Source organism: Pseudoxanthomonas spadix, assembly GCF_003703395.1.
GTDB lineage: Bacteria > Pseudomonadota > Gammaproteobacteria > Xanthomonadales > Xanthomonadaceae > Pseudoxanthomonas_A > Pseudoxanthomonas_A spadix.
Map to the genome: position 1 here is coordinate 171,142 of NZ_RDQN01000002.1, position 12,601 is coordinate 183,742.

Consider the following 12,601-nt stretch of genomic DNA (forward strand, 5'->3'; position numbering starts at 1 on the left):
GGGCAGACTGGTTTGTCGGCCCACCCAACTTCGCCGGCGCGATACCGCTCGCCGATTTCCAATCCACGCCAGCTGCATCCTTGTCAACCTGCGCCACCCGGCCAGGTGGCGCGACCACCACCGCAGCGGGCTGTTGGCTTGCAGTCCCGCATCACCCGCCCGCGGCGGCCAGAAGATCCAGCCTGCGGCGGTCCAGCAGGCGCACCGTGTGCGGATCGGGGGTGGCGATCAGGCCTTCACCGCGCAGCTTGGTAAAGCAGCGGCTCACCGTCTCGATGGTCAGGCCCAGGTAGTCGGCGATGTCGGTGCGGGTCATCGGCAGGGCGATGACCGCAGGGTCCAGCCCCTGGCGGGCGCGGCGCTGGGCCATGTCCTGCAGGAAGCCAGCCAGACGCTCCGGTGGTGTCATCCGGGCCAGTGCCATCAGCTTGTCGCGGGTGGCGTCCAGCTCGATGCAGGCGCGCTGCATCAGCTCGTGTTCCAGACCGGGGTGGGTCTGGCACAGCGTGCGCATGCCTTGGTGAGGGACCGCGCACAGGGTGCTGTCGGTGATCGCCTCGATGGTGTACCGGTAATGATCCGAGCCACTGAAGCCGATGTAGTCGCCCGGCATCAGGAAGCCGGCCACCAGCCGGCGGCCGTCGGCCAGGGTCCGGGTGCGGCGCAGGGCGCCGGTCTGCACGGTGAACACGTAGCGACGCTGCTCGCCTTCGCGGGCCAGCAGCTCGCCGGCGCGCAGCTGCAGATCACCGGTGAGTTGCTCCAGGGCCCTGGCCTGTTCGGCTGGCAGCGCAGAGCACACCGCCAGGTGGCGCACCAGGCAGACCCGGCAGCCGTGGCCGGCAACCGGCTCGCGCTCCTCGCCCACATCGTCCGCTGGCGGCTCGGAGGTATTGCGGTGGATACGCAGGCTGCTCATCGGTGTGCGCCTCCTGTGCGCGTGACCAGGCCATGATACGCCCGGTCCGCAGGTAAACCGTCGCTGCACCGGCCGGCGTGGACGGCGCAGATCGGGTACCATACGCGGGCTTCGCTTTAGCGGCAGTCGTGTTTCCCCTGAAGGGACACCGGCGTTGAATGGGCTACCGGCCCGCTTCGCCCCCCATCCTCCGACGCCTTCTCGCTTCGCAAAGACGGCCCTGCCACTGTCGGCATGGTCGCCCAACAGTTACTCGCAGCGCGGTTAGGGAACGCTTCGGGCAACACACGCTCTTCCAACGGCTTTCGTGGCACGTAGCGCTTGTTTGCGCTGCGCGTGTGGCGTTTTCCGCGCGAACCGGGCGTGCATCCGGAGCTTTACCAATGTCATTTGAAACCCTGGGGCTTGCCCCGTTCCTGCTGCGTGCGCTGGCCGAGCAGGGCTATGAAACCCCGACCCCGATCCAGGAACAGGCCATCCCGCTGGCCCTGGCCGGCCGCGACCTGATGGCCGGCGCACAGACCGGCACCGGCAAGACCGCTGCGTTCGGCCTGCCGCTGCTGCAGCACCTGGGCACCCACCCGCAGGCAGTCACCCGTGGCCCGCGTCGTCCGCGCGCCCTGGTCCTGACCCCGACCCGCGAGCTGGCCACCCAGGTGCACGAGAGCCTGCGCGACTACAGCAAGTACCTGCGCATTCCGTCGGCCACCATCTACGGCGGCGTGGGCATGGGCCCGCAGCTGGACACGCTGCGTCGTGGCGTGGACCTGGTAATCGCCTGCCCGGGCCGCCTGATCGACCACCTGGAGCGTCGCAGCGTCGACCTGTCGGGCATCGAGGTGCTGGTCCTGGACGAGGCCGACCGCATGCTGGACATGGGCTTTTTGCCGTCGATCAAGCGGATCCTGGCCAAGCTGCCCAAGCAGAACCGCCAGACCCTGCTGTTCTCGGCCACCTTCGACGACAACATCAAGTTGCTGGCGCGCGAGTTCATGCACGATCCGCTGGAGATCCAGGCCACGCCCAAGAACACCGTGCACGAGAACATCACCCACCGCGTGCATCCGGTCGACAGCGCCCGCAAGCGCGACCTGCTGCTGCACCTGCTGGCCGAGGACTCGCGCGAGCAGACCCTGGTGTTCGCCAAGACCAAGCACGGCAGCGACAAGCTGGCGCTGTTCCTGGAGAAGGCCGGCATCCAGACCGCCGCGATCCACGGCAACAAGAGCCAATCCCAGCGCCTGCGCGCGCTGCGTGACTTCAAGGCCGGCAAGGTCACCGTGCTGGTGGCCACCGACATCGCCGCGCGCGGCATCGACATCGACCAGCTGCCCAAGGTCATCAACTTCGACCTGCCGATGGTGGCCGAGGACTACGTGCACCGCATCGGCCGCACCGGCCGCAACGGTTCCACCGGCCAGGCCGTGTCGCTGGTCTCGCAGGAAGATGCCAAGCTGCTGCGCGCAATCGTGCGCCTGCTCGACCGCGACCTGGAGATCAAGGACGTGCCGGGCTTCGTGCCGCAGACCCCGATCCGCTGGGGCAACAGCGCACCGGGCCGGGCCGACCTGCCGGGCGGCGAGCGCCCGCCGCGTCGCCACGACCGCCGTCCGCATGGCGAAGCCCCGCGCCGCGCCCACGCCGGCCCCAGGCAGCACGGCGCGCCGCGTCCGGGCGGCAGCGGCAACGGGCGTCGCGCAGGTGGCGGCGGTGCCGGTGGCCAGCGCTCCAGCCAGCCGCGTCGCGCCGACTGAGGGGCACAGGTTGCCGGCGCGGGGTTTGCACGCCCCGCGCCGGCCGCCGAAGATTGCGCCATGGATATCTTCAAGGTCTTCAGCATCGAAGCCGCGCACCGGCTGCCCAACGTGCCCGATGGGCACAAGTGCGCCCGCCTGCACGGACACTCGTTCCGTATCGAGATCCACCTGTCTGGCCCGCTGGATCCGCACACTGGCTGGGTGATGGACTTCGCCGACGTCAAGGCAGCCTTCAGGCCGATCTTCCAGCGCCTGGACCACCACTACCTCAACGACATCCAGGGCCTGGACAACCCCACCAGCGAGCGCATCGCCGAGTGGATCTGGGATCACCTCAAGCCCGCGCTGCCGCTGCTGAGCCAGGTGGTGGTGCACGAGACCTGCACCGCCGGCAGCCGCTACCGCGGGCCTGCCGCAGGCTGAGCCAAACGCTGCAACGGGAGCCGCAAAGCGCTTTTCATTCCTGGACCTGAGTGTTTCAGCAACCGTTCGTCGGTCGCCCTGCGCTGGCCTTGCATTGCCACAAAACCGGGGGTATGCTGCGTCGCAACATCAACCCGTAATGCTGGTTTCGCGGAATTGATGACACAGCACATCGCGCCGGCGCCTTGCGCCACGCTCCGTCGTTTGTGTGGGTCCCTCCCCCCACACAAATCTGGCCCGACAGGTCCCTCCCCCTGTCGGGCTTTTTTTTGTCAAACGCTGCCGGCGCCGCCCGCCCCGGCGCCGGCCCCGCATGTGCACGTAGAATCGGCCCATGTCATTTGCCAGCCAGACCCTTTCCGGGACCAAGTCCGAGCAGTATGCGCAGCTGCTGGAACAGGCGCGCGGCCTGATGCAAGGGGAAACCGACCGCATCGCCAACGCGGCCAACCTCTCGGCGCTGCTGTTCAACGCCCTGCCGGACTGCAACTGGGCCGGATTCTATTTCTTTGATGGAACCGAGCTGGTGGTCGGCCCGTTCCAGGGCTTGCCGGCCTGCGTGCGGATCAAGCTGGACAAGGGGGTCTGCGGCGCCGCAGCCAGTACCCGCCAGACCCAGCGCGTGCATGACGTGGAGGCCTTCCCCGGCCACATCGCCTGCGACGCGGCTTCGCGCTCGGAACTGGTGGTGCCATTGGTGAAGGACGGCGCGCTGATCGGCGTGCTGGATATCGACAGTCCGCGGGTCGGTCGCTTCGACGAGGACGACCAGCGCGGCATCGAAGCCATTGCCGCGGCCTGGGTCCAGGCCCTGCAATGAGCACCACGCAGCTGCGCAACATCGGTCCCAAGTCCGCTGCGTGGCTGCGCCAGGTCGGTCTGCGCACCGAGGAAGACCTGCGCGCGGCCGGCTCGGTCGAAGCCTTCATGCGGGTCAAACGCGCCGGTTTCCGGCCCAGCCTCAACCTGCTCTATGCGCTGGAAGGCGCGCTGCAGGGCTGCCACTGGCAGGAGGTGAACCAGGCGCGCCGCCAGGAGATGGTGGCCGCGGTGGAAGCGGCCGCGGCCGCCCTGCCGCCGCCGCGCGGACGCCCGGCCGCCGCGCCGGTGACCACCACCAACCACGGCAGCGACGAAGGCGGACATGCGCCGTCATTCGATTTCCTCGACAGTCCCGGTCGCGACGACGACTGAACCTGCGAGAGCCTGTGGGAGCCGCTTCAGCGGCGATGGGCTGTACCGGGAAGCTTTCGCCGCTGAAGCGGCTCCCACGCGCAGCGGTCACGGCCCAGCGCCTGATCGCGTACACTCTGCGCCGCTTTCAGGTGACCCCACGCGCAGCTGCACGCGCCGCGGGTTGAAACGGGAAGCCGGTGAGCCTTGAACCAGGCGATTCCGGCGCTGCCCCCGCAACGGTAAGCGAGTCATGCCAACGCATCGGCCACTGTGCGCGACACGCACGGGAAGGCGCGGCGGCGGAAGTGCCGGCACTTCCAACTCGCAAGCCCGGAGACCGGCCTGGAGCGCGGATTCGCCACGAATCCATCACCGGTTGCGATGCGGAGGGCGTCGCGCGTGCCGCGCCGCGCGTGTTTCGCGTGCGCTGTCCGCCTGCATTACCTCCGTCCGCGGCTTCCTTGCCTTGCATGCGCGCGGGGCGCGCGACGGAGTCTTGCCCATGAAATCCACCCTGCTTTCCCTGGCCATCGCGCTGGGGCTTCCCACCATCGGCTCGGCCCAGACCGGCGAGGATGCCACCGTCCTGGAACAGGTCACGGTCACCGCCACCCGCACGCAAGTGGCCCTCCAGGACAGCCTGGTGCCGGTGCAGGTTATCTCGCGCGAAGAGATCGACCGCAGCCAGGCCAGCTCGCTGACCGACCTGCTGGCCGGGCGTGCCGGCATTGGCTTCAGCAACCAGGGCGGCCCGGGCAAGAACACCACGCTCAACATCCGCGGCACCGAGTCCGACAAGGTCCTGGTGCTGCTCGACGGTGTGCGCATCGGCTCGGCCAGCGCCGGCCTGGCCGCGTTTCAGGACCTGCCGGTGGCGCAGATCGAGCGAATCGAGATCGTGCGCGGCCCGCGCTCGAGCCTGTACGGCTCCGAAGCCATCGGCGGGGTCATCCAGATCTTCACCCGCACCGGCGGCCAGGGCCTGACCACCCATGCCCAGGCCGGCTTCGGCAGCCACGACCTGCGCAACCACAGTGCCGGCTTCAGCTACCGCGGCGCGCGCGGCTGGCTCTCGGCCAACGCCGGCTACCAGCAAACCGACGGCATCAACGCCTGCCGCGGGACCGCCGGCAACGCCGAGGCGCCGTTTGGCGCCGGCTGCTATGTCGACCAACCCGACCGCGACGGCTACCGCAACACCTCCATCGGGGTGCGCGGCGGCATCAATGTCACCGACACACTCAGCCTGGAAGGCAACTTCCTCAACGCCGACAGCCGCAACCAATACGACGGCAGCGCCTTTGGTGGCAACGAAGCCGACAACCTGCAGCGCGTGGCCGGCGGCACCCTGCGCTGGACGCCGTCCGATGCCTTCACCCTGACCGTGCAGGCCGGCCGCGCCGAGGACCAGTCCGACAACGACTACGCCGATGCCGACGCCGGCACGCGCAGCTACGTCAGCACCTTCGACACCCGTCGCGACACCGCATCGGCCCAGGCCGATTACAGCTTCGCGCCGGGCCAGATCGTCACCCTCGGCGGCGACTGGCAGGACGACCAGGTCACCAGCAACACACCCTTCGACGTGGACAGCCGCGACAACACCGGCGTGTTCGCCGAGTACCAGGGCCGCTTGGGCGCGCATTCGCTGCAGGCCTCGGTGCGCAATGACGACAACGAACAGTTCGGCTCGCACGCCACCGGCAGCCTGGGCTATGGGTTCGGCTTCGGCAACGGCTTCAGGTTCACCGCCAGCGCCGGCACCGGCTTCAAGGCACCGACCTTCAACGACCTGTACTACCCGGGCGGCTTCGGCAATCCGGACCTCAAGCCGGAGAAGAGCAAGTCGCTCAACCTGGGCCTGGCCCAGTACGGCCAGGGCTGGAACTGGACCTTCAATGCGTATGAAACCCGCATCGAGGACCTGATCGGTTACGACACCGCCTTCAACCTGGTCAACGTCGACAAGGCCAGGATCCGCGGCGCCGAACTCACCGGTTTCATGACGCTGCATGGCCTGGTCATCAACGCGCAGATCAGCCACACCGATCCGCGCAACGACAGCGATGGCAGCATCAATCACGACAACTGGCTGGCCCGCCGCGCACGCGACACCGCCCGCCTGGACCTGGACTACGCCATCGGCGACTTCCGCCTGGGGCTGACCGGCAACGGCTACGGCCATCGCTACGATGACGCAGCCAACACCGCGCGCCTGGCCGGCTACGGCACCCTGGACGTGCGCCTGGAATACGCGCTGTCCGGCGACTGGACCCTGCAGGCCAAGGCCGCCAACGTGTTCGACAAGGATTACCAAACCATCCAGTGGTACAACCAGCCCGGCCGCGAATACACCGTCAGCATCCGCTGGCAGGCCAGGCGGCAATAGGGTCCTTGCTGGGTGAAAAAAAGCCGGCCTCGAGCGCCAGCGCTGGGGCTGCGCTTTCCCCTGGACCATGCACGCTCCTTGCCGGGGCGACTGAAACCAGGCCCAGGTCAATGCAGCTGCAGCAACTCCGGCATTGTCTCGATCACCGCCACTGCCCCGACCGCATCCAGGTCCAGCGACTTGTGATAGCCGTAGCGCACCAGCACCAGCGGCACGCCGGCGTTGTGCGCCGACAGGGCGTCGATTTCCGAATCACCCACCATCAGCGCGTCCCTTGGCTCCACGCCGGCCTGCGCACACAGGTGCAGCAGCGGCACGCCACTGGGCTTGCGCTCGGGCAGCGTATCGCCGCCGACGATGCCGTCGAAGTACTGCAGCAGCCCGCGCGCCTGCAGCAGAGGGCGCACGAACTGCTCGGGCTTGTTGGTGCACACCGCCAGCTGGACGCCCTGCCCGTGCAGCGTGGCCAGCGTGTCTTCCACCCCGGGATAGGCCTGGCCATCGGGCGCGGTCTCACCGTAGTGCTTGAGGAAGCCGGGCATCACCGCGTCGATGTCCACCTCGCTGCCGGCGGCGCGCATGGCGTAGGTAATCAGCTGGCGCGAGCCTTCGCCGATCCAGCCGGTGATCTGGGCCAGATCGTAGTTGCGCAGCTTCCAGTCGGTGAGGGTGCGGTTGACCGCCCGTGCGATGGCCGGCGCGCTATCGACCAGGGTGCCATCCAGGTCGAAGATCACCAGCGGATAAGGGAAGGACAACGGCGCACTCCAGGCAGCATCGGGGCCGGCATTCTAGCGTCGGCTCCCGTCCGTCCTGTTGCGCCGGCGCCGCACCGGCGCCAGCCGGGCGCCGATGCCAATGCGCGCGCTGGAACCATCACGCGCCTGACGCCTCATGACCGCCCGCTGGCCTGTCCCCACCGAAAAGTGCGCCCTGCACGGCCACCTCCTCGCGCTCGCGGAACCCAGCCAGGCCCACGCCCACCAGCCGATAGCGCGTATCGACCGGCAGCTCCACCCGATCGCGCAGGGCCAGCGCGATGGCGGTGAACGCGGCCAGCGAAGACGGCGGCGCCTCGGGCGTGAAGCTGCGGGTGAGGATGCGGAACTGCGCGGTCTTGAGCTTGAGCACCACGGTGTGGCCGATCCGCGCGGTCTTGCCGGTCGCCCGCCAGGCCTTGTCGGCCATGCGCGCGATGGCCGGGCCCAGCTCGGCCAGCGGCAGGTCCACCTCGAAGGTGTCCTCGGCCGAGATCGACTGCACCTGCTGGTCTGGTTGGACCGGGCGCTCGTCAATGCCGCGCGCGCGCCGGTACAGCGCCGCACCGAAGCGGCCGAAGCGCAGCTGCAGCTCGTCCAGGGTGAAGCGGCGCAGGTCGCCGACGGTGGCCACGCCCAGTTCGGCAAGTTTGCGTTCGGCCACCTTGCCCACGCCGGGGATGCGGCCGACCTTGAGCGGGGTGAGGAAGGCCTCGACCTGCGCCGGCTTGATCACGTATTGGCCGTTGGGCTTGTTCCAGTCCGAGGCGATCTTGGCCAGGAACTTGTTGGGCGCGATCCCGGCCGAGGCGGTGAGTCCGGTCGTCTCGAAGATCTGCGCGCGGATCGCCTGGGCGGTGGCCGTGGCGCTGGACGAGGCGATCCTGGGCGCGGTCACGTCCAGATAGGCCTCGTCCAGCGACAGCGGCTCGACCAGATCGGTGTGGGCCAGGAAGATCTCGCGGATCTGCCGCGACACGGCGCGGTAGCGCGGAAAATCCGGCGCCACGAAGATCGCCTGCGGGCACAGCCGCCGTGCCGTCACCCCGGGCATGGCCGAGCGCACCCCGTACTTGCGCGCCTCGTAGCTGGCCGCACAGACCACGCCACGCGGCGCGCTGCCGCCGACCACGACCGGCTTGCCGCGCAGCGCCGGGTCGTCACGTTGCTCGACCGACGCATAGAAGGCGTCCATGTCGATGTGGAGGATCTTGCGCATCGCAGCTGCAGTATCGCGCGCGCAGGTCTGCTCGCGCGAGACGGCGCCTGTTCGTGGTGGGTCTGCCGGAGCCTGCCTTTCCAGGCAAGGTTGATCTTTCGCGCGACGCGCCGAACTTCTGCAGGCGCGCGAGCCGGTGGGTGCCAACCGCGGTTCAAGCCGAGTCCGTGGCTGCACAGGTCCTGCGCGCATGCCCCATCGCGCCGCGTGCGCGCTCAGTCCAGCGGCCGTTCCCAGTGTGCATAGCTGGTCCGCAGCAACTCACGCAAGGCCCGGGTCGGCACCGGCTTGCCGGCGCCGGCCACGCGCCTGGCCACGCCCTGCCAGCCGCCGTCAGCATCACGCGCACGCGCCCGTACCACGGCACGGCAGGGTTGCGCGAGCACCTTACCCAGCGCACAAGCGAAGTACACATCACCCGGCGCCCAGCCCGGCTGCTGACCCAGCGCGACCACGTAGCCGCGCGGAACGTCCAGATAGCGCGCGATCTCATCGGCGAACGCATCCGGGTAGCGCAGTGCATAGGCGTTGAGGTCCTCCAGGCGCGCATCGATCCAGGCATCGCCGGTGTCGGCGTCGTAAGGCGGCGGCGCAGGCGCGGCAGGTGTGGAGCTTGCCGGCGCCGGGGCCTGCGCATGCAGCGGTGCGGCCAGTGCCAGCAGCACGGCCAGCGCCATCGCGCCGTGCGCATGCCGGCTCACGGCTCCGCCACCGTCGCTTCGATCCGGGCCAGCGCCTGCGGCAGCGCCCAGGCGGCATCGACCTGCAGCAAGCGCGGGGTGTCCTCGGCCAGGTCGTGTTCGGCCTCGTGTGCCCAGGTCAGATGATAGGGCATGTGGATGCCCCAGCCGCCCAGGCCCACGACCGGCGCGATGTCCGAGCGCAGCGAATTGCCGATCATGGCAAAGCGCCCGGGCGCCACGTCCAGCTCGCGCAGCACCCGCTGGTAGGTGGGCGCGTCCTTTTCCGAGACGACCTCGATCCGGTGGAACAGGTCGGACAAGCCGGACTGCACGATCTTGGCCTCCTGGTGGAACAGGTCGCCCTTGGTGATCAGCACGATGCGGTGGTCGGCGGCGATGGCCTGCACTGCCGCGACGATGCCCTCGATCAGTTCGACCGGATGGTCCAGGGTCGCCCGGCCGATGGCGATGATGTCCTGCACGTGGCGGGCGCTGATGCGCTCGCCGGTCAGCTCGATGGCCGACTCGATCATCGACAGCATCATGCCCTTGGCGCCATAGCCGAAGATGCGCAGGTTGCGCCGTTCCACCGCCAGCAGGTGCGCCAGGGTGCGGCGGTCGGACAGGTCGATGTAGTGGCCCACGATCTGTTCGAACGCAGCCTCGGCGGCGCGGTAGTAGTCCTCGCTCTTCCACAGCGTGTCATCGCCGTCGAAGCCCACCCACTCGATCTGTGCCATGGCCCGTCCTGCTTCTCACCCGCTGCCCAGCATACCGACAGCGCCGCGGTGCAAAAAAGAACGGGCAGCCCGAAGGCCGCCCGTTTTCGTTTCCTGCCACCGCCACGGGACAGGCCCGTAGCGGTGCCGTCCTGGCAAGCCGATTAGGACTGGGCCGGCGGGGTGGACTCGGCCGGAGCCGAAGATTCCGGCGGGGTTTCCATCGACGGCGGGGTGGACTCGGTCGGCATGGTGTCCGCCGGCGGAGTCGATTCCGGCGGCATGGTGTCGGCCGGCGGCGGGGTCGACTCGGCCGGCGCCGAAGATTCCGGCGGGGTGCTGTCGGCTGGAGCTGCGGTTTCGTCGGCCTTCGGGCCGCAAGCCGACAACATCAGCGAGCCAGCCAGAACGACGGCCAGGGTGGCCGGCGCCATCAACGTGCTGCGAATCTTCATTCAGATGCTCCTGTTATGGGTGGTCAGCGCCCAAAGGCGCAGAGGTGACATGGAATATTGCCGTGGGTGGTCGCAACGCAAGGCACCGCAACCGGCATGCCCTGTCCGCATGTAACGATGTCCTGGGGTCGCGGTCAAGTGAGGCATGGATCAGGGATCGGCCCCGCCGCGGTCTTGCCGCGTCCCGGCAGTCGCACCTGCCTACTGCCCGGACGCCTGGCCTGCGCCACCGCCATAGTGCTTGACCACGAAGGCCTTGTATTCCTCCTGGGTCAGGGTGCCGTCACTGTCGCCGTCGGCCTGGCCAAAGATCTGCGAAAGCCCCGGATTGGCGCTGGACTCGACCTTGCTGATCGCGCCGTCCTTGTCAGTATCCAGGCTGTTCCACCCCTGCTGGCTTTGGTCGGACGGATCGGCCGCCTGCGGCTGAGCGTCCGCGGCGGCCGCGGACTGCGCCTGAAGGTGCTGCTGTTCCTGCACGGCCGCGTCCTGCGCGTGGTGCTGCGCCTGCTGGGCGAAGGCCGGCGCGGAGAACGCCGCACCAAGGGCAATCAAGCCCAGCAATGGCTTGCGACGGGAGGTCTTCATGGGTGTCTGCTCCTGTGGGGTCCGTGCGGGGTCAATGCGCGAAAGTCAGCGCACGACAGCACCTTGGACGTGCGCATCTGAACCCCCGCGCCTGCGCAGCATTGCTTTGAACAGGGCTTTAACCCGCTGGCACACCAGACCGGCTAGCGCCGCCGTGAGCGGCGCGTGGCGCGTTTGTCAGCAATACGTTTTGGCCGTGACGCACTGGCCGGTTTCAGTGCTCGCGATCCGGCGATACCGCTGGCGGCGTGGCGTCGTCATCCCGGGAACGGGCGCTGAATGCAAGCCTTGACAGCACCACACCCACCACTGCGCCGATGGCTTCCAGGGCCACGCGCGCGCCCAGGGAATCCGGATCGTGGATTTTCTGCAGGGCCATGCGTGCATAGACCGGCGACTCCAGCTTGACCACGCCCAGGTAGAACAGGTGCCAGCCATCAATGCCTGCGCCGATGACCACGGCCATCACGCAGCTCCAGCCGATGGCATGGGAATGGTGCAGGCCGGCACGCGCGGCGATCCAATGCCACACCGCGTACACCAGCAGGCCGATCAGCAGCGCGATCGCGCCGGCTTCCAGTGCGCCGAGCAGGCCAAAGTGCAACGGAAGATTCATGGGGTCCGGGCACGCAGGGCGTGCCGTTGGCAGGGGAAGAAGCTGGCTACTGTACCAGCGTGCGCGAGGCGCTCAGGCATCGTTTTCCGCGCGTGCCGACAGATGCGCCCGGCCCTGGTCGTCCACCGCCAGCGCGATGCTGATCGGACGACAGCACACCTGGCAGTCCTCGATGTAGTCCTGGTCGCCAGCCGAGACGTCCACGGCGATGTCCAGCGCCTGGCCGCAGTAGGGGCAATGGATGGTGCGGAAATCGAGCATGCGTCCAAGCATCGCCGCGCCACCGTGACGGGACGGTCACATCCCGATAACCGGGCCACATCGAGCCTGCGTGCATCCCCCAAGGGAGCACGCCATGAAGACCCGACATGTGTATGCCACCACCGACCTGGCCGGCGCACGCGCCGCCGTGCACGCTGCCACCGCCCGGGCCGGGATCGACCGCAACGATGTCTCGCTGATCGCCAAGGGCGAAGTGGAGATGGAGCAGATCCCCGACGGCCTGAAGGAAGCGCAGACCGACTTCAAACCGGCCGCGCTGCGCGGTGCGCTGGGCGGCGGCGCGGCGGGCCTGGTGGCTGGCATCGTCGGCGTGACAGTGCCGCCGCTGGGCCTGACCCTGGCCGGTGCAGGCGCGCTGGCCTTGGCCGGCGCCGCGGTCGGCACCTGGTCGGCGGCGCTGGTCGGTTCGTCGGTGCCCGACACGGTGCGACGCACGTTCGAGGAGGAGATCCAGGCAGGGCGCGTGCTGGTGGTGGTCGATGCCGAGGAACAATCCCTGCGCCGCGCCGATGCCGCGGTCCAGGCCACCGGCGCGCGCCTGTTGCCCTACGAACAGCCCAGCGCGCTCACCTGACCGGCACTTGGTTCCATCGCCAGGGCCCAGGCACGGACAGGCA

At 68.8% G+C, this 12,601-nt stretch carries 15 protein-coding genes and 1 riboswitch; of the genes, 6 read left to right on the top strand and 9 right to left on the bottom strand.

All coding sequences use genetic code 11. The features are described 5' to 3' along the window. Nucleotides 1-151: 151 nt before the first annotated feature. Complete coding sequence (locus D9R12_RS03390) at nt 152-919, bottom strand: Crp/Fnr family transcriptional regulator (protein ID WP_122228032.1); 768 nt, start codon at nt 917-919, stop codon at nt 152-154. A 383-nt stretch (nt 920-1,302) separates the two neighbouring features. Here D9R12_RS03390 and D9R12_RS03395 point away from each other — a divergent pair, with 383 nt between their 5' ends. From D9R12_RS03395 to btuB, 5 genes are all read left to right on the top strand, one after another. After that, a complete protein-coding gene (locus D9R12_RS03395) occupies nt 1,303-2,673 on the top strand; it encodes a DEAD/DEAH box helicase (protein ID WP_014161684.1) in 1,371 nt (456 codons plus the stop codon). 60 nt (nt 2,674-2,733) lie between these two features. Further along, nucleotides 2,734-3,099 (top strand): 6-carboxytetrahydropterin synthase QueD, encoded by a 366-nt coding sequence (gene queD / locus D9R12_RS03400; protein WP_122228035.1) that lies wholly within the window; start codon nt 2,734-2,736, stop codon nt 3,097-3,099. Nucleotides 3,100-3,433: 334 nt separating this feature from the next. Then, nucleotides 3,434-3,919, top strand: coding sequence for a GAF domain-containing protein (locus D9R12_RS03405; RefSeq protein ID WP_014161686.1), 486 nt, complete (start codon nt 3,434-3,436; stop codon nt 3,917-3,919). After that, nucleotides 3,916-4,293, top strand: coding sequence for a TfoX/Sxy family protein (locus D9R12_RS03410; RefSeq protein WP_122228038.1), 378 nt, complete (start codon nt 3,916-3,918; stop codon nt 4,291-4,293). Before D9R12_RS03405 ends, D9R12_RS03410 begins: the two co-directional genes overlap by 4 nt. Before the next feature lie 113 nt (nt 4,294-4,406). After that, a riboswitch (cobalamin riboswitch) is annotated at nt 4,407-4,635 on the top strand. A 142-nt stretch (nt 4,636-4,777) separates the two neighbouring features. After that, nucleotides 4,778-6,664, top strand: coding sequence for a TonB-dependent vitamin B12 receptor (gene btuB, locus D9R12_RS03415; RefSeq protein ID WP_122228042.1), 1,887 nt, complete (start codon nt 4,778-4,780; stop codon nt 6,662-6,664). A gap of 107 nt (nt 6,665-6,771) precedes the next feature. Here the strand turns inward: btuB and gph are convergent, their stop codons facing one another. From gph to D9R12_RS03455, 8 genes are all read right to left on the bottom strand, one after another. Further along, nucleotides 6,772-7,422: a phosphoglycolate phosphatase gene (gene gph / locus D9R12_RS03420; protein ID WP_122228045.1), complete on the bottom strand. Its 651-nt coding sequence runs from the start codon at nt 7,420-7,422 to the stop codon at nt 6,772-6,774. Nucleotides 7,423-7,540: 118 nt separating this feature from the next. Next, the gene (gene dinB / locus D9R12_RS03425; RefSeq protein ID WP_122228048.1) at nt 7,541-8,641 is read right to left on the bottom strand and encodes a DNA polymerase IV; all 1,101 of its coding nucleotides are present in this window, start codon (nt 8,639-8,641) and stop codon (nt 7,541-7,543) included. A 215-nt stretch (nt 8,642-8,856) separates the two neighbouring features. After that, nucleotides 8,857-9,342, bottom strand: coding sequence for a hypothetical protein (locus tag D9R12_RS03430; RefSeq protein ID WP_244919623.1), 486 nt, complete (start codon nt 9,340-9,342; stop codon nt 8,857-8,859). Beyond that, nucleotides 9,339-10,064 (bottom strand): HAD family hydrolase, encoded by a 726-nt coding sequence (locus D9R12_RS03435; RefSeq protein ID WP_122228051.1) that lies wholly within the window; start codon nt 10,062-10,064, stop codon nt 9,339-9,341. Before D9R12_RS03435 ends, D9R12_RS03430 begins: the two co-directional genes overlap by 4 nt. Nucleotides 10,065-10,207: 143 nt before the next feature. After that, on the bottom strand, nt 10,208-10,498 hold the full coding sequence (locus D9R12_RS03440; RefSeq protein ID WP_122228054.1) for a hypothetical protein: 291 nt from the start codon (nt 10,496-10,498) through the stop codon (nt 10,208-10,210). 201 nt (nt 10,499-10,699) lie between these two features. Beyond that, complete coding sequence (locus tag D9R12_RS03445) at nt 10,700-11,086, bottom strand: EF-hand domain-containing protein (protein ID WP_014161694.1); 387 nt, start codon at nt 11,084-11,086, stop codon at nt 10,700-10,702. A 214-nt stretch (nt 11,087-11,300) separates the two neighbouring features. Further along, complete coding sequence (locus tag D9R12_RS03450; protein ID WP_043290682.1) at nt 11,301-11,702, bottom strand: hypothetical protein; 402 nt, start codon at nt 11,700-11,702, stop codon at nt 11,301-11,303. Nucleotides 11,703-11,774: 72 nt separating this feature from the next. Next, a complete protein-coding gene (locus tag D9R12_RS03455; protein WP_148268215.1) occupies nt 11,775-11,963 on the bottom strand; it encodes a CPXCG motif-containing cysteine-rich protein in 189 nt (62 codons plus the stop codon). Nucleotides 11,964-12,057: 94 nt separating this feature from the next. Between D9R12_RS03455 and D9R12_RS03460 the strand changes: the two genes are divergently transcribed. Beyond that, on the top strand, nt 12,058-12,558 hold the full coding sequence (locus tag D9R12_RS03460; RefSeq protein WP_170159125.1) for a hypothetical protein: 501 nt from the start codon (nt 12,058-12,060) through the stop codon (nt 12,556-12,558). Nucleotides 12,559-12,601 lie beyond the last annotated feature (43 nt).

Bases quoted from the DNA above. Each gene is read 5' to 3' on its own strand.
- D9R12_RS03390 (WP_122228032.1), bottom strand. From the start codon at position 919: ATGAGCAGCCTGCGTATCCACCGCAATACCTCCGAGCCGCCAGCGGAC.
- D9R12_RS03395 (WP_014161684.1), top strand. From the start codon at position 1,303: ATGTCATTTGAAACCCTGGGGCTTGCCCCGTTCCTGCTGCGTGCGCTG.
- queD (WP_122228035.1), top strand. From the start codon at position 2,734: ATGGATATCTTCAAGGTCTTCAGCATCGAAGCCGCGCACCGGCTGCCC.
- D9R12_RS03405 (WP_014161686.1), top strand. From the start codon at position 3,434: ATGTCATTTGCCAGCCAGACCCTTTCCGGGACCAAGTCCGAGCAGTAT.
- D9R12_RS03410 (WP_122228038.1), top strand. From the start codon at position 3,916: ATGAGCACCACGCAGCTGCGCAACATCGGTCCCAAGTCCGCTGCGTGG.
- btuB (WP_122228042.1), top strand. From the start codon at position 4,778: ATGAAATCCACCCTGCTTTCCCTGGCCATCGCGCTGGGGCTTCCCACC.
- dinB (WP_122228048.1), bottom strand. From the start codon at position 8,641: ATGCGCAAGATCCTCCACATCGACATGGACGCCTTCTATGCGTCGGTC.
- D9R12_RS03435 (WP_122228051.1), bottom strand. From the start codon at position 10,064: ATGGCACAGATCGAGTGGGTGGGCTTCGACGGCGATGACACGCTGTGG.
- D9R12_RS03440 (WP_122228054.1), bottom strand. From the start codon at position 10,498: ATGAAGATTCGCAGCACGTTGATGGCGCCGGCCACCCTGGCCGTCGTT.
- D9R12_RS03445 (WP_014161694.1), bottom strand. From the start codon at position 11,086: ATGAAGACCTCCCGTCGCAAGCCATTGCTGGGCTTGATTGCCCTTGGT.
- D9R12_RS03450 (WP_043290682.1), bottom strand. From the start codon at position 11,702: ATGAATCTTCCGTTGCACTTTGGCCTGCTCGGCGCACTGGAAGCCGGC.
- D9R12_RS03455 (WP_148268215.1), bottom strand. From the start codon at position 11,963: ATGCTCGATTTCCGCACCATCCATTGCCCCTACTGCGGCCAGGCGCTG.
- D9R12_RS03460 (WP_170159125.1), top strand. From the start codon at position 12,058: ATGAAGACCCGACATGTGTATGCCACCACCGACCTGGCCGGCGCACGC.